13 protein-coding genes are annotated in these 15,658 nt (G+C 72.4%); 7 read left to right on the top strand and 6 right to left on the bottom strand.

The window, feature by feature from the left end; translation table 11 throughout:
* Positions 1-52 precede the first annotated feature (52 nt).
* A complete protein-coding gene (locus ACYVP9_RS18715; protein WP_460606455.1) occupies positions 53-1,189 on the top strand; it encodes a glutamate--cysteine ligase 2 in 1,137 nt (378 codons plus the stop codon).
* The gene (locus tag ACYVP9_RS18710; protein WP_460606454.1) at positions 1,186-2,337 is read left to right on the top strand and encodes a zinc-binding metallopeptidase family protein; all 1,152 of its coding nucleotides are present in this window, start codon (positions 1,186-1,188) and stop codon (positions 2,335-2,337) included. The genes ACYVP9_RS18715 and ACYVP9_RS18710 overlap by 4 nt, the downstream gene beginning before the upstream one ends.
* A gap of 1 nt (position 2,338) precedes the next feature.
* Here the strand turns inward: ACYVP9_RS18710 and ACYVP9_RS18705 are convergent, their stop codons facing one another.
* Positions 2,339-2,803 carry a gamma-glutamylcyclotransferase family protein gene (locus tag ACYVP9_RS18705; protein WP_460606453.1) on the bottom strand — a complete coding sequence of 155 codons (465 nt, stop codon included), beginning with the start codon at positions 2,801-2,803 and terminating at the stop codon, positions 2,339-2,341.
* 60 nt (positions 2,804-2,863) lie between these two features.
* On the opposite strand from ACYVP9_RS18705, the gene ACYVP9_RS18700 reads away from it, so the two are divergent.
* Together ACYVP9_RS18700 and ACYVP9_RS18695 are read left to right on the top strand one after the other, a co-directional pair.
* Positions 2,864-4,267 carry an NAD(P)H-quinone dehydrogenase gene (locus tag ACYVP9_RS18700; protein WP_460606452.1) on the top strand — a complete coding sequence of 468 codons (1,404 nt, stop codon included), beginning with the start codon at positions 2,864-2,866 and terminating at the stop codon, positions 4,265-4,267.
* A 20-nt stretch (positions 4,268-4,287) separates the two neighbouring features.
* Positions 4,288-4,644, top strand: a complete 357-nt coding sequence (locus ACYVP9_RS18695) for a hypothetical protein (protein ID WP_460606451.1) — start codon at positions 4,288-4,290, stop codon at positions 4,642-4,644.
* 68 nt (positions 4,645-4,712) lie between these two features.
* On the opposite strand, the gene ACYVP9_RS18690 is transcribed toward ACYVP9_RS18695, so the two are convergent.
* From ACYVP9_RS18690 to ACYVP9_RS18680, 3 genes are all read right to left on the bottom strand, one after another.
* The gene (locus ACYVP9_RS18690) at positions 4,713-6,365 is read right to left on the bottom strand and encodes a glycerol-3-phosphate dehydrogenase/oxidase (RefSeq protein ID WP_460606616.1); all 1,653 of its coding nucleotides are present in this window, start codon (positions 6,363-6,365) and stop codon (positions 4,713-4,715) included.
* Positions 6,366-6,443: 78 nt separating this feature from the next.
* Complete coding sequence (glpK, locus tag ACYVP9_RS18685; RefSeq protein ID WP_460606450.1) at positions 6,444-7,955, bottom strand: glycerol kinase; 1,512 nt, start codon at positions 7,953-7,955, stop codon at positions 6,444-6,446.
* Between the two features lie 48 nt (positions 7,956-8,003).
* Entirely contained in the window at positions 8,004-8,813 is an 810-nt protein-coding gene (locus ACYVP9_RS18680; RefSeq protein WP_460606449.1) for an MIP/aquaporin family protein, read from the bottom strand.
* Between the two features lie 215 nt (positions 8,814-9,028).
* On the opposite strand from ACYVP9_RS18680, the gene ACYVP9_RS18675 reads away from it, so the two are divergent.
* Positions 9,029-9,871, top strand: coding sequence for an IclR family transcriptional regulator (locus tag ACYVP9_RS18675; RefSeq protein ID WP_460606448.1), 843 nt, complete (start codon positions 9,029-9,031; stop codon positions 9,869-9,871).
* Positions 9,868-11,373, top strand: coding sequence for an FGGY family carbohydrate kinase (gene glpK / locus ACYVP9_RS18670; protein WP_460606447.1), 1,506 nt, complete (start codon positions 9,868-9,870; stop codon positions 11,371-11,373). The genes ACYVP9_RS18675 and glpK (ACYVP9_RS18670) overlap by 4 nt, the downstream gene beginning before the upstream one ends.
* A 31-nt stretch (positions 11,374-11,404) precedes the next feature.
* On the opposite strand, the gene ACYVP9_RS18665 is transcribed toward glpK (ACYVP9_RS18670), so the two are convergent.
* Positions 11,405-12,466, bottom strand: coding sequence for a GGDEF domain-containing protein (locus tag ACYVP9_RS18665; protein ID WP_460606446.1), 1,062 nt, complete (start codon positions 12,464-12,466; stop codon positions 11,405-11,407).
* 102 nt (positions 12,467-12,568) lie between these two features.
* On the opposite strand from ACYVP9_RS18665, the gene ACYVP9_RS18660 reads away from it, so the two are divergent.
* A complete protein-coding gene (locus ACYVP9_RS18660) occupies positions 12,569-14,887 on the top strand; it encodes a putative bifunctional diguanylate cyclase/phosphodiesterase (protein ID WP_460606445.1) in 2,319 nt (772 codons plus the stop codon).
* Here ACYVP9_RS18660 and ACYVP9_RS18655 read toward each other — a convergent pair.
* Positions 14,797-15,615 carry a hypothetical protein gene (locus tag ACYVP9_RS18655; RefSeq protein WP_460606444.1) on the bottom strand — a complete coding sequence of 273 codons (819 nt, stop codon included), beginning with the start codon at positions 15,613-15,615 and terminating at the stop codon, positions 14,797-14,799. The two genes, ACYVP9_RS18660 and ACYVP9_RS18655, sit on opposite strands and share 91 nt — an antisense overlap.
* Between the last annotated feature and the right edge of the window lie 43 nt (positions 15,616-15,658).

The raw sequence follows: 15,658 nt of genomic DNA, 5'->3' as shown, positions 1-15,658 counted from the left end.
CCCTCGCGCCGTCGCCGGGCCGCGGAGGGCGCGCACCGCCTAGGCTCACGGGATGCACATCGACTTCTCGCCGTCCGAGCGCACGAGCCTGGGCGTCGAGTGGGAACTCGAGCTCGTCGACCTCGACACCCGCGAGCTCACCGGCGCGTCCGACGCCCTGCTCGCCGCGATCTCGCCGGAGGGCGACGGGGAGCACCCGAAGGCGAAGCACGAGCTGTTCCAGTCGTGCGTCGAGGTCATCACCGGCATCTGCCAGACGGTGGCCGAGGCCCGCGCCGACCTCGCCGGCACCGTCGGCGAGCTGCAGGCCATCGCCGCCGACCGCAACATCGGGCTGATGTGCAGCGGCACCCACCCCATGACCGACTGGTCGACCCAGCGCATCACCGAGAACGAGCGCTACCACGCGCTGATCGAGCGCAACCAGTGGATGGCGCGTCAGCTGCAGATCTTCGGCGTGCACGTGCACTGCGGCATCCGCGGCAACGAGAAGGCGATCCCGATCGTCAACGCGCTGCTGCAGTACCTGCCGCACTTCCTCGCCCTGTCGGCGAGCTCGCCCTATTGGATCGGCTCCGACACCGGCCTCGCGTCCTACCGCTCGAAGGTCTTCGAGGCGCTGCCCACCGCCGGCCTGCCGTACCAGCTCGGCGGGTGGGAGGAGTTCGAGCGCTACATGGACATCCTCGTGCACTCGCACGCGATCGAGTCCATCCGTGAGGTGTGGTGGGACATCCGGCCCCACCCGAACTTCGGCACCGTCGAGCTGCGCATCTGCGACGGCCTGCCCTCGCTGGATGAGATCACGTGCGTCGCCGCGCTCGCGCAGTGCCTCGTCGAGCGCTTCGACCGCCAGCTCGACGACGGGTACACCCTGCCCTCGCCGCGGCCGTGGCTGGTGCGCGAGAACAAGTGGCGCGCCGCGCGCTACGGCCTCGACGCCGAGATCGTCACGGACAACACCGGACGGGTGCAGCCGGTGGTGCAGGCGATCCACGACCTCGTCGAGGACCTGCTGCCCATCGCGCGCCGGCTCGACTGCGTCGCCGAGCTCGAGCTCATCCCGAAGCTCATCGAGCGGGGCGGCAGCTACCAGCGCCAGCGCGCCGCCGCGGCCGCGCACGAGGGCAGGCTCGAGCCGGTCGTCGACCTGCTGGTCAGCGAGATGAAGGACGGGCTGAATCTTTGAGCGCCGCCGAGAACCTCGAACCCCTGGACGTCGTCACGCTGCGGCGCGAGCTGCACGCGCACCCGGAGCTGGCGTTCGCCGAGCACCGCACGACCGAACTGGTCGTCGGGCAGCTGCGCGCGCTGGGCCTGCGTCCGCAGGTGCTGCCGCGCGGCACCGGCGCGGTGTGCGACATCGGCTCGGGCTCTCCCGTCGTCGCGTTGCGCGCCGACATCGACGCACTACCGCTGCAGGACGAGAAGGCGGTGCCGTACCGCTCGACGGTGGCGGGTGTCTGCCACGGCTGCGGCCACGACGCGCACACCGCGATCCTGCTCGGCGTCGCGCGCGAGCTCGCCGCGGCACCGCCCGCCACCGGCACCGTGCGTTTGATCTTCCAACCGGCCGAGGAGACCGTGCCCGGCGGTGCGCCGACCGTCGTCGAGGCCGGGCATCTCGCGGGCGTCCGCCAGATCTTCGCGCTGCACTGCGATCCGCGCATCGAGACCGGCCACGTCGGCGTGCGCAGCGGCCCGATCACCGCGGCGTGCGACCAGGTCGACGTGCGGCTCACCGGCAGCGGAGGGCACACCGCCCGTCCGCATCTCACGCAGGACGTGGTCTACGCCGCCGGGCGGCTGATCACGGACCTGCCCGGCGTGCTGTCACGGCGGGTCGACCCGCGGGCGGCGCTGTCGATGGTCTGGGGGTCGGTGACCGCCGGACGCGCCGCCAACGCGATCCCGCGCTCGGCCGAGCTGAGTGGCACGCTGCGCGTGTTCGACCGCGACGCCTGGGCCGCCGCCGGCTCGCTGGTGCGCGCGCTGGTCGACGAGATCGTCTCGCCGCTCGGCGTCACCGCCGAGACCACCTACCAACGTGGCGTGCCGCCGGTCGTGAACGACGCCGCGGCCGCCGACCTGCAGCGCTCCGCGGTGGTCGCCGCCCTGGGGCCCGCGGCCCTCGTCGACACCGAGCAGAGCATGGGCGGCGAGGACTTCGCCTGGTACCTCGACACCGTGCCCGGCGCGCTCGCCCGGCTCGGGGTCCGGGCACCCGGCGGGTCACCGTTCGACCTGCACCAGGGCACCTTCGACATCGACGAGCAGGCGCTCGAGGTGGGCGTGCGCTACACGGTGGCGCTCGCGCACACGGCGCTGGCCGGCTGAATCACTCGCCGAGCGACCGGCACTCCCGGCCGCGCAGGTCGGTGACGTACTCGCCGGGCGCGCCGGCGGCCTCGGCGGCGTCGGCGATGAGCCCGATCGTGCGGGCGGACGGCAGCCCGCCCTCGAACCCCTCCAGCACGTAGAAGGTGGCCAGCTCGTCGCCCTCGAGGGTCGAGACGCGCAGCCGGATCTTCTCGTAGAGGCCGGTGTCGGCGGCCTCCCAGTAGTCGAGGGTCTTCCAGTCGTGGGGGGAGACGTCGTAGAGGGCCACGAACACCTGGCTGTCGGCGTCGGGGACGATCATCGGCAGCGCCCCGTCCCAGCCGAGGTCCTCGCCGCCAAAGGTGAGCCGCCACCCCGGCAGCCATCCGGTGCCCGCGGCGGGGGAGTGGGGGCAGCGCTCGAGCATCTGCTCGGGGTCCATGTTGGAGCCGTAGGCGGCGTACAGGCCGCCTGTGCTGCTCACGTTGCCCCATCCATCGGTGGGGAGCGTACCGAGCCCGACGGCTGGGAGGACAATGACGGCGTGGTGGCGACGCGCATTGTGGTGATCGGCGGCGGACCGGCCGGGTACGAGGCGGCCCTGGTGGCGGCCCAGCTGGGGGCGGCGGTGACCGTCGTCGACGGCGACGGCATCGGCGGGGCCTGCGTCCTGACCGACTGCGTGCCCAGCAAGACCCTGATCTCGACCAGCGACCGGGTGACCGCGTTGCGCGACTCGGCCCGGGTCGGTGTGGGCACGGGCGAGGTGGACGTCGACTTCGCCGCCGTCAACGAGCGCATCAAGGACCTCGCCCACCAGCAGTCGAGCGACATCGCCGACCGGCTGGTGCGCGAGGGCGTGACCCTCGTCGAGGGCCGGGGACGCTTCGCGGCCGACCAGCCCGTCCGCGCCCACCGCGTCGAGGTGACCGACCCGTCCGGGGAGGTGCTCGACACGCTCGAGGCGGACGTCGTCCTGCTCGCCACCGGCGGCACCCCCCGGGTTCTGCCCACAGCCGTGCCCGACGGGGAACGGATCCTGTCGTGGCGCGACGTCTACGACCTCAAGGAGGTGCCCGAGCACCTGATCGTGATCGGGTCCGGGGTCACCGGGGCCGAGTTCGCGAGCGGCTACAGCGAGGCCGGGGTGCCGGTCACGCTGGTGTCCAGCCGCGACCGCGTGCTGCCCGGCGAGGACCCCGACGCCGCGGACGTCATCGAACGGGTGTTCACCAGCCGCGGCGGAACCCTGGTCAAGCAGGCGCGGGCGGCGGCCGTGCGCAACACCGGCTCAGGCGTCGAGGTCGAACTCGTCGACGGCCGCGTCGTCGGCGGCTCGCACGCGCTGATGTGCGTCGGGTCGGTGCCCAACGTCGACGGGCTGGGGCTCGAGCACGTCGGCGTCGAGCGCGACGACAACGGCTACATCAAGGTCGACCGGGTGTCCCGCACGTCGGTGCCGTCGGTGTACGCGGCCGGCGACTGCACCGGCGTGCTGCTGCTCGCCTCGGTCGCGGGCATGCAGGGACGGCTGGCCATGTGGCACGCCCTCGGCGAGGCGGTGGCCCCGCTGCGGCTCAAGACGGTGGCCGCGAACGTGTTCACGAACCCCGAGATCGCCACCGTCGGCGTGGGCACCGCGGCCGTGGAATCAGGCGAGGTCGATGCGCGTTCGGTGATGGTGCCACTGGCGACCAACGCCAGGGCGAAGATGCAGGGCCACCAGGAAGGGTTCGTCAAGCTCTACTGCCGGGCCACCACCGGCGCCGTGATCGGCGCGGTGATCGTGGCGCCCGGCGCGTCCGAGCTGATCTTCCCGGTGACCTTCGCGGTGCAGCGGTCGCTCACGGTGAACCATCTGGCGGCGACCATCGGCGTCTACCCGTCCCTGGCGGGATCGGTGGCCGAGGCGGCCCGTCGCCTGATGCTGCACGACGATCTGGACTGACGGAACGTGAGAGGTGCACGATGACGAACCACGGTGACTGGTCCCCCGAGGCCAAGCAGGCCGCGCTGGGCAAGGCGCGCGCAGCAGGCGTCTTCGCCGACCACGCCGAGGTCATCGTCGCGGCGTGCGCCGACGTGCCCGACGGGCACGTGCTCGTGGCGATCGTCGACGACGGCCACGAGTTCGGCGGCACCCATCACGTGCCGCAGGACGAGATCGTCGAGCGGGTGCCGCAGCTGGAGCAGGAGGGCTGGGCGATGGTGTTCACGCCCGGCACGGACGTTCCCGGGGTGCAGCGGCGCACGGACGAGATGGGCACGCTGGCCCGCCGCCGCGCCGAGATGATCACGCGCATTCTGGCGCGTCGCACCCCCTGACGCGCATCTCCTACGGCGAGTTGGTGGCAGAACCGGACCGGAACGCCACCAACTCGCCGTAGAAGGCGTTACGAGGCGGCGCCCATGCGCACGTCCGGCGCGCCGAGGCGTGCCGAGTCCGCGGTCTGGTCGTCGGCCTGGTGCTGCGACTCCCGTTCGGCCGCGACCCGCTGCGTGTAGTGCTCGAGCTCGCGCTCGACGGTCGCGGCGTCCCAGCCGAGCACGGGCGCGATCAGCTCGGCGACGTGCGGGGCGGCCTCGACCCCGCGGTCCGGGACCTCGATGGACAGCCGCGTACGGCGGGTGAGCACGTCCTCGAGGTGCCGGGCCCCCTCGTGCGTGGCCGCGTACAGCGCCTCGACCTTGAGGTACTCCGGCGCGCCGGGCAGCGGCTCGGCCAGCTCCGGACGGTCCTTGGTCAGGGCCAGGACCTCGTCGATCAACGAGCCGTAGCGGCCGAGCAGGTGCTCGACCTGCCCGACCCGAAGCCCGGTTCGCGCGGCGATCAGGCGCCGTGAGTTCCACAGCGCGTGGTAGCCGTCCGCCCCGACCAGCGGCACGTTCTCGGTGATCGACTCGGGGATGCGCGCCTCCATGTCGTGCACGACCGAGTCGACCGCGTCCTTCGCCATGACGCGGTAGGTCGTGTACTTGCCGCCGGCGATGACCGTCAGGCCGCGCACCGGTGACGAGACGGCGTGCTCGCGCGACAGCTTGGACGTGCTGTCCGACTCGCCCGCCAGCAGTGGGCGCAGCCCGGCGTACACGCCGATGACGTCCTCGCGGGTGAGCGGGTCGGCGAGCAGCCGGTTCGCCTGGTCCAGCAGGTAGTCGATGTCCTGCTGGCTGGCGGCCGGGTGCGCGAGGTCGAGGTCCCAGTCGGTGTCGGTGGTGCCGACGATCCAGTGGCTGCCCCACGGCACGATGAACAGGACGCTCTTCGCGGTGCGGGCGATGATGCCCGTGGCCGAGTTGATGCGGTTGCGGGGCACGACCACGTGCACGCCCTTGGACGCCCGCACCCGGAACTGGCCGCGGCCGCCCACCATCTCCTGGATCTCGTCCGTCCACACGCCGGCGGCGTTGATCACCTGCTGCGCGCGGATGTCGAACTCGTCGCCGCCCTCGAGGTCCTTCACGCGGACGCCGACGACCTTCTCGCCCTCGCGCAGGAAGCCGACCGCCCGCGTGCTGTTGGCGCAGTACGCACCGAAGTGCGCCGCCGTGCGCGCCAGCATCATCGTGTGGCGGGCGTCGTCGACCTGGCCCTCGTAGAACCTGATCGCCCCGCGGATCGCGGTGCCCTTGCCGGACGGGAAGGACGCCATGGTCGCGCGCTTGCCCATGTGCTTCATGTGGTGGGGCACGCCGCGGCCGCCGCCCATCACGTCGTACACGCCGATGCCCATGCCGACGTACGCCCGGTCGAACCAGTTCTCGAGCGGGTAGATGAGCGGCACCGGCTTGGCCAGGTGCGGGCAGAGCCGGTTGAGCACGAGCCCGCGCTCCTTGAGCGCCTCGAACACCAGGTGGAAGTCGAACTGCTCGAGGTAGCGCAGCCCGCCGTGGAACAGCTTGGTCGAGCGGCTCGACGTTCCGGAGGCGTAGTCGCGGGCCTCGATGAGCCCCACCGTCAGCCCTCGGGTCACGGCGTCGAGCGCGGCGCCCGCCCCGACGACCCCGCCGCCGATGATGAGGACGTCCAGTTCCTCCGTCCGCATGCGCTCGAGTGCGGTGGCCCGGTCGTCCGGGCCGAGGGTGAATTCGGTGCCTGTCACGTGTTCAGCCTTCCCGCGAGGTCAGTCGACATCCACCCAGTCGAGCGTGCGCTCCACCGCTTTCTGCCATCCCGCGTACCCGTCGCGGCGCTGGTCGTCGGACCACTCGGGGTCCCAGCGCTTGGACTCGTTCCAGTTCTCGCGCAGCTCGTCGGTGTTCTTCCAGAAACCGACCGCCAGACCCGCGGCGTACGCGGCACCCAGCGCGGTGGTCTCGGCGACGACCGGACGGCTGACGGGCACGCCGAGGATGTCGGCCTGCAGCTGCATGCACAGCTCGTTGACGGTGACGCCGCCGTCGACCTTGAGCACGTCGACGTGGACGCCCGAGTCGGCCTCCATGGCCTCGGACACCGCGCGGCTCTGGTAGCAGATCGACTCGAGCGTGGCCCGGGCCAGGTGGGCGTTGGTGTTGTAGCGGGAGAGCCCGACGATGGCGCCGCGGGCGTCCGAGCGCCAGTAGGGGGCGAACAGACCCGAGAACGCGGGCACGAAGTACACCCCGCCGTTGTCGTCGACGCGGCGGGCGAGACCCTCGATCTCGGACGCGCCGGAGATGATGCCGAGCTGGTCGCGCAGCCACTGCACGGCCGACCCGGTGACGGCGATCGAACCCTCGAGCGCGTACACCGGGGCGTCGTCGCCGATCTTGTAGCAGACCGTCGTCAGCAGCCCGTTCTCGCTGCGGACGAGTTCGGTGCCGGTGTTGAGCAGCAGGAAGTTGCCGGTGCCGTAGGTGTTCTTGGCCTCGCCGGGCGCGAAGCACACCTGACCGAACATGGCGGCCTGCTGGTCGCCGAGGTCGCCGGTGAGCTTGATGCCGCGGAACGCGGCGATGCTCGTCTCGCCGTAGCCCTCGGGGCAGGACGACGGCTTGATCTCGGGCAGCATCTGCCGCGGCACCCCGAACAGGCCGAGCAGTTCGTCGTCCCAGTCGAGGGTCTCGAGGTCCATGAACATGGTGCGGCTGGCGTTGGTGGGGTCGGTGACGTGCACGCCGCCGTCCGGGCCGCCGGTGAGGTTCCACAGCAGCCAGGTGTCGGTGTTGCCGAAGATGGCGTCGCCCTTCTCGGCCGCCTCGCGCACCCCGTCGACGTTCTCGAGGATCCACTGGATCTTGCCGCCGGAGAAGTAGGTCGCCGGGGGCAGGCCGGCGCGCTGCCGGATGAGGTCGCCCTTGCCGTCGCGCTCGAGCTTGGAGGCGATGCGGTCGGTGCGGGTGTCCTGCCAGACGATCGCGTTGTAGTACGGACGGCCGGTGTTCTTGTTCCACACGACGGTCGTCTCGCGCTGGTTGGTGATGCCCATCGCGGCCAGGTCGGACGGTTCGAGGTTGGCCTTGGTGAGGGCCGACTGGATGACCGACCGGGACCGGTCCCAGATCTCGACCGGGTTGTGCTCGACCCAGCCGGCCTGCGGCAGGATCTGCTCGTGCTCGAGCTGGTGCCGCGCCACCTCGTTTCCGCCGTGGTCGAAGATCATGAAACGCGTGCTGGTGGTGCCCTGGTCGATCGCGCCGACGAAGTCAGCCATGGTGTGGTTCCTTCCGAAGGATTTCGGGTGGGACGTGCGGGGTGACGGTCAGGATGCGGGGGTCTGGTCCTCGCGGGGCATGAAGCGGCCCATGCCGAACTTGTAGAGCGCGCCGCCCACGAGGCCGCCGATCAGCGGGCCGACGATGGGCACCCAGAAGTACAAGTTGCCGTACTGGTCGCGCATCGCTCCGCCGTAGCCGGTGAAGAACGAGGCCAGGCGCGGCCCGAAGTCACGGGCGGGGTTGATGGCGTAGCCGGCGTCGGTGCCCCAGGCCATGCCGATGGCGACGACGAGCAGACCGATGATCAGGGGGGCGAGGTTGGCCAGCGGCGGGCTGTTGCGCACGTCGGTGATGGCGAAGATCAGGAACACGAGGATCGCGGTGCCGATGATCTGGTCGCGCAGCGCTCCCAGTTCGCTCACCGGCAGTCCGCCGTTGCCCGGCAGGGTCGAGAACACGCCCTGCGACTTGATGGTGTTGGTGGGGTCGAACTTGGCGAGCACCTCGCTGTAGTTCCAGCGCACGAGCAGCGCGGCCACGAACGCGCCGAGGAACTGCGCGACGACGTACGGCGCGATCTTGCGCGCCGGAAAACCCTGGAAGGCGGCGAGCGCGACCGTCACGGCCGGGTTGAGGTGGGCGCCGCTGACCCGCCCGGCGACGAAGATGCCGAGCATGACGCCCAGGCCCCACGCCCAGCTGATGGAGTCGTGGTCGCCGAGGCCCTCGCCACCGGCCACCACCTGGGCGACCACGCCGCACCCGAACAGGATCAGGATCATCGTGCCGAAGAACTCGGCGGCGAGCTCGGCCTTCGTCGTCGGTTCGTACTCCGTCGCCGAAGGCAGCTCCACCTCCCCCTCGGGCCTCTCGCGCCTTGCCGTCTCGTCGACCACTGCCGTGCTCCCCTCGTCGGTGAAGTGCCTCGGTTGTGTCGTGCTGGTGACCCCGCGGGGAACCGGCTTCCTCGCGTCGGTGACGTCGACGCTATGAACGCGGTCACACTCCGACAACGACCCGCGGTCGACAATGTCGAACGGTCGGTGCGCGGGCGCCTACGATCCGGCGCATGCCGGGCCTCATCCAGTCGATCGAACGGGCGGCGGCGGCGCTGCGGCTGCTGGCCGCGCCGCCGGGAGAACTGAGCCTGGGCGAGCTCGGATCGGCGCTGCACCTGGCCAAGGGGACGACCCACGGCATCGTCCGCACGCTGGTCGAGGTCGGGTTCGTCGTGCAGGACCCGACCACCGGCCGCTACCGCCTGGTCGATCCCGCGCTGGGGCTCGGGGTGGCCGGCGGCGCTGCCGGGTCGGCCTACCTCGACCCCCACGAGGTGCGCGCCCGCTCGATGAACTGGGCGGACCCGCTCGCCGCCCGCACCGGCCACAGCGTGCTCGTGGCCGTCCTGGCGCGCGGCGCGAACGGCGGGCGCGCCAGCGGCAGCCGGGACGCCGAGGTCGTCCACCACGTGTTCCGTCCGGACGGCAGTCCGCAGCGCACCGAGGTGGGCACGCTGCTGCCCGCGCACGCGACCGCGCTGGGCAAGGTGCTGCTGGCCTACAGCCCGTCGCTCGCCCCGTCCGCGCCGCGGCGCCTCACCCACCGCACGATCACCGACCCGGCCGCCCTGGCCGCGGAGCTGCGGCAGGTGCGCACGGCGGGTGTCGCCACCGACTGCGACGAGTACCGCCACGGGTGGGCGGGGCTCGCCGCGCCGGTCCGCGACACCGGCGGTCTGGTCGTCGCGGCCGTCGGCGTGGTGGGCCACCCCGACGCGCTCGGGGTCGGACGGGCGGCCCCGGCCCCCGAACTGGTCGAGCGGGTCACCGAGTGCGCGCGCCACATCGCGATCGAGCTCGCGGCCAGCCGCGCGGAGGTCCTGCGCCGGCGGGCGGGGGCGAGCCCGCGATGACCGGCGCCCGGTTCGTGCTCGCCGTCGACCAGGGCACCACGTCGACGCGCGCCATCCTGTTCGACCAGTCGGCGCACGTCGTGTCGGTGGGGCAGTACGAGCACCGCCAGTACTTCCCGCAGCCCGGGCACGTGGAGCACGACGCGGCCGAGATCTGGCGCAACACGCAGCGGGCCGTCGAGACGGTGCTCGCCGAGTCGGGTGCCGGCGCGAGCGACATCGCCGCGCTGGGCATCGCCAACCAGCGCGAGACCTTCGTGCTGTGGGAGCGGGCGTCCGGGCGTCCGGTGACCCGCGCGATCAGCTGGCAGGACACCCGCTCGCAACAGCTGGCCGCCGAGCTCGCGGCCGGGCCGCAGGCCGCGGAGGTCGCCGCCCGCAGCGGGCTGCCGATGTCGGCGTACTTCTCCGCGCCGCGGCTGCGGTGGCTGCTCGACCGGGAGCCGCGCATCGCCGCGCGGGCCCGGGCGGGGGAGCTGCTGTTCGGCACGATGGAGAGCTGGCTGACGTGGAACCTCACCGGCGGGGTCGACGGCGGCGTGCACGTCACGGACGTGACCAACGCCAGCCGGACGATGCTCATGGACCTGCGCACGCTCGACTGGGACCCGTGGCTCGTCGAGTTCTTCGGCGTCCCGCCCGCGCTGCTGCCGGCCGTCCGCCCGTCGACGGCCACGTTCGGTGCCGCCCGCGGCCCGATCGACGGGGTGCCGGTCGCCGCCGCGCTGGGTGACCAGCAGGCGGCGCTGTTCGGGCAGACGGCCTTCGACCCCGGTCAGGCGAAGTGCACGCTGGGCACCGGCAGTTTCGTGCTGCTCAACGTCGGCACCGAGGCGGTGCTGCCCGTCAACGGCATGCTGCCGACGGTCGCCTACCAGCTGCCCGGCGAGCGCGCCGTGTACGCCATCGAGGGGTCGATCGCGGTCACGGGCGCGCTGGTGCAGTGGTTCCGCGACAGCCTGGGCATGGTCGAGACCGCCGCCCAGATCGAGACCCTCGCCCGCAGCGTGGACGACACCGGCGGGTGCTACGTCGTGCCCGCGTTCTCCGGGCTGTTCGCGCCGCACTGGCAGCCGAGCGCCCGCGGCATCATCGCGGGGCTCACGTCCTACATCACCCGCGGGCACCTGGCGCGGGCCGTGCTCGAGGCGACGGCGTGGCAGACCAAGGACGTCGTCGACGCCATGAACGCCGCGACGTCGTCGCCGCTGACCTCGCTCACCGTCGACGGCGGCATGACGTCGAACAACCTGCTCATGCAGATGATCGCCGACGTGCTCGACGTGCCCGTCGTCCGCTCGATGACGACCGAGACGGTGTCGCTCGGGGCCGCGTACGCCGCGGGGCTGTCGGTGGGGTTCTGGCCCGACCTGCAGGGTCTGCGCCGCAACTGGCACCGCGCCGCCGAGTGGACGCCCACGATGGCGGCGACCGAGCGGCAACGCCGGCACGCCGACTGGAAGCACGCCGTGGGGCTGAGCTTCGACTGGATCCGCGACTGAGCGCCCGGCCGGGTCCGGCGGTGCCGTCGGCTCAGGCGGCGTCGAGCTGCAGGTCGGCGCAGCGGTTGCGTCCGGCGCGCTTGGCGCGGTACAGCGAGGCGTCCGCCGCGCGGTAGAGCGCGTGCACGTCCCGGGCGTGGGTGGGCAGGTGCGCGAGGCCGACCGACGCGGTCACCTCGAGCACGGTGGCCCGCTCCTCGCCGGCCATCGTGAGCCCGCCGACGTCGATGCGCAGTGCGCGCACGCGTTCGACGATCTCCTGGGCCAGCGCCTCGGCGGCGGCCAGGTCGCACCCGGCGAGCAGGACCGCGAACTCGTCCCCGCCCATGCGGCTGACCACGTCGGTGCGGCGCCCGACGCGGTGCAGCACCGCCGAGACCTCGCGCAGCACGAGGTCCCCCGCCGGGTGACCGTGCACGTCGTTGATCGCCTTGAAGTGGTCGAGGTCGACGAGCAGCAGCGCGGTGCCGCCGTCGCTGCCGGCACTGCGCAGCGCCGACGTCGCCGCCGAGTCGAGCACCCGCCGGGTGACGAGGCCGGTGAGCGGGTCGATGGCGGCCTGTTCCTGCAGCCGGGCGACGAGCTGCTCGGCGCGCTCGCCGGCGTGCACCAGCAGCGCCGCGGCCACCACCAGCACGCCGACGACGTAGACGGCGTCGACCGCGGCCACGTGGGCGGGCAGCGCGGTGAAGGTGACGACGAGGTGGGAGCAGGCGGCCAGCGCGGTCACCGCGACCGCGGCGGGACGGCGCAGCTGCGCGCCCGCGTACAGCACCGGGAAGACGAAGAAGATCTGCGCGGTGATGCCGGCGTCGCCGGTGGCGACGTCGGCGACCGCGATGGTCGCCGTGGCTCCCAGCGGGAACAGCGCCCACAGCCAGGCGGGCGGCTCGGGGAGCGTCCGGATCGCGGCCACGCCCACGAGCACCAGCACGGGACCCACGATCGCGAACACGCCCCACGACCCGCCGGACGGGGCGAGTCCGAGCAGGGCCGTCGCCATGGTGACGACGGCCGCGACGACGGTCAGCACCGTCGCCAGGCGTTTCGCGAGCGTGACGTCCCTCGGCACGAAGGCGGCGGTCCAGCTCATGTGACCTCTATCGACCGATGTGAGATCGGCTTGAGGTCGACGGGTCAAGTTCTGCGTCGGACGGCCGATGGTGCAGTGAGGAGTCCTGGACGGGGGTGGCGCATGCAGCGGGCTGATCGTGTGCTGGCGCGGCTCGTGTGGGTGCTGCTGCCCCTCGGCGTCGGGGTGAACTTCGTGGTCAACGGCGTGCGGATGCAGCCCGACCGCACCGCGGTCACGTGGTTCTGCCTGGTGTTCTTCGGCGTGCTGTGCGCCCGGCTGGTGCTCGCCGCCCGGCGGTGGCCCGCGCGCCGCGGCGTGTTCCTGCTCGCCCTGGCGGGGTTGCTGCTGTGGTGCGTGGAGTCGGCGTCGCTGCAGAACGCGTCCCCGCACGCGGGCGACGGCACGCACCTGGCCGCGGGCGAGCTGCTGTTCCTCGTCAGCTATCTGCTCGTCGCGATGTACCTCGTGCTCGATCTCGACCAGCGTCCCGCCCGGACCCTCGCCGCCTCGCTCGACGCCGCCATCGTCTGTGGCGGCAGCGCCTGCGCCGCGGGGCCCTTCGTCGCGCTGGTGATCGGCGGGTCCGACCTGGCGTCGTGGGTGGCACTGCTCTACCCCGTGCTCGACCTGGCCCTCGCCGGGCTCGTCGTCGCGCAGGTGGCGCTGCGGGTGCGCGGCCGCAACCGCCGCAGCGCGCAGTTCGTCGCGGGCTTCGTCCTGCTCTGCATCGCGGACGCGACGTTCGCCAACCGCGTCGCCCAGGGCAGCACCGGCTCCAGCGTGCTGAGCGTCGTGCTGTGGGGAGCCGGGTTCGCGCTGTTCGTCGGCGCCGCGGGCTCGCCCCGCCCGCCGCGGCTGTCCGCCCGTCCGGGCCAGGCACCGGCGGCGGTGCTGGCCGTCTCGTCGATCGCCGCCATTCTCGTGCTGCTCGCCGGACCGAGCCTCGAGCTCGGTATGGCGGTCGAGCTCGTCGCCGCCGCGACGCTGATCGTCACGGGCACCCGCCTGATCATCGCGTTGCGCGACGCCAACACCGCCGCGAGCGCGATCGAGCTCTCGCAGACCGACGACCTCACCGGCCTGCCGAACCGGCGAGCGATCAACCAGCGGCTCACCGAGGCACTCGCCGCCGGTCACCCGTTCGGCCTGATGATCATGGACCTGGACGGGTTCAAGGACATCAACGACACCCTCGGCCACGACTTCGGCGACACCATCCTGCGCACCGCCGCCGCCCGGATGCGGGACGTGCTGCCGCGCAACGTGCTCGTCGCCCGGCTCGGCGGCGACGAGTTCGCGCTCGTCGTGCCCACCTCGGACGAGCTCGAGCTGTTCGAGGTTGCCCGGCTCGCGCTCGACGAGGTGCAGCGGCCCGACTCGGTCGACGGGTTCGAGATCGTCGTGTCCGCCTCGATCGGCATCGCCACCCGCACCGAGGCCGACACCGCGGGCTCGGCGCTGCTGCGCCGCGCGGACATCGCCATGTACCAGGCGAAGGAGCGCTCGACCGGCATCTCGATGTACGAGCCCGAGACCGACGAGTTCACCCGGCGCCGGCTGCGGCTCGTCGAGGAGGTGCGCAAGGCGATCACGCACGACCAGTTCCGCGTGCACTACCAACCGCAGATCGACGCGACCGACCAGTCGGTGGTGGGCATCGAGGCGCTGGTGCGGTGGCACCACCCGAGCGGGACGATCGAGACGCCGCAGGCCTTCCTGTCGACGGTGCGTCACGCCGGGCTCATGCCGCGGCTCAGCGAGGCGGTCATCCGCCACACGGTCGCCGACATGCGTCGCTGGCGGGCGCACGGGTGGAACGTCCGCGTCGCGCTGAACTGCGCGCCCCCCGAGCTGCTCAGCGGCACCTTCGTGCGTCAGCTGCTGGCCGCGCTGGAGGGCTCGGGCCTGTCGGCGTCCGACTTCGTCCTCGAGGTCACCGAGGACTCCTTCGTGAACGATCCGGAGCGGGCGCGCACGGTGTTGGCCGACGTGCGTGCCGCCGGGCTGCAGGTGGCCGTCGACGACTACGGCACCGGCTTCTCGTCCCTCGCCTACCTGCGCCACCTGCCGGTCGAGGAGCTCAAGATCGACCGGTCGTTCGTCGGCTCGATGATCGACGACCCGCGGACGGCCACGATCGTCGACTCGACGGTGCGGCTCGCCCACGCCCTGGGCCTGCGCGTCGTCGCGGAGGGCGTGGAGGACGCGGCGACCTCGGCCGCCCTGATCGCCATGGGCGTCGACGTCATGCAGGGCTATCACTTCACCCGCCCGCTGCCGGCGGACGTGCTCGAGACGTGGGCCGAGACCTGGACGGCCTCCGCCCCCGGCCTGCCGCAGCTGACGCGTCAGACGGGCAGGACCGCCGGCCCGACGGGCACCGCCGGCGCGGCGGACACGGCGGGCACCGCGAACGGGCCGAGCGCACCGAGCAGGTAGGCGTCCGGGTCGGTGGGCAGCGCGACGTCGCCCAGGCCGACACCCAGCCGGACGAGCCGGTGGGCCTCGGGGTTGTGCCGCCGCTGATGGGCCAGCATGTCGTCGCAGTTGCCCCACACCGGGGTGCTCGCCGCCGACCCGCACCACGGCAGGGGACGGGCGCCCGGCAGCGCGGTGGTCGGCAGTCCGACCAGCCGCAGCGTGGTGCGCACCCGCTCGTCGACGGTCATGAGCAGGTGGCGGATGTCGTTGGCCTCGGCCAGCCGCACCAGCGCGTGGTACAGCGCGCCGAGCACCAGGGTGCGGTTGCGGCCGATGCTGCGGTCGACGGCGAGGGTGCCGACGTCCCACGTGCGGTGGGCGTCGATGCCGGCGGCGCGGATCGAGCGGTGGATGTCGAGGAACCACGGCTGCAGCGCGGCCTCGACGACGGTCTTGACCGGCTCGGCGACCGGGTCGGGGCCGGGGTGGATGAGCCGCATGTGCCCGACCACGTTGTCGAGGGCGTCGGTCACCGACACGAACACCGAGCGCGCGTTGAACGCCGCGAACTCGGCGTCGTGCGCGTCCGGGCCGATGCCGTAGAACTGTTCGAAGATGCGCCGCTCGAAGCGGTACGCCTCCGATGCGACGAGGTCGCACCGCCCTGCCACCTGCAGCCGGAACGCGGCCGTCATCTGCACCGTCCTGTCCGCGAGCATCTCGCGGTCGTCATCCGAGTCGATCAACGTCGACAGATCTAACCGTGAGCGGACGGTTCTTACCGAATCC

This window comes from Jatrophihabitans fulvus, from assembly GCF_054781375.1.
Note: the sequence above shows the minus strand (reverse complement) of the source record. Positions and strands in the feature narration are given on the sequence as shown.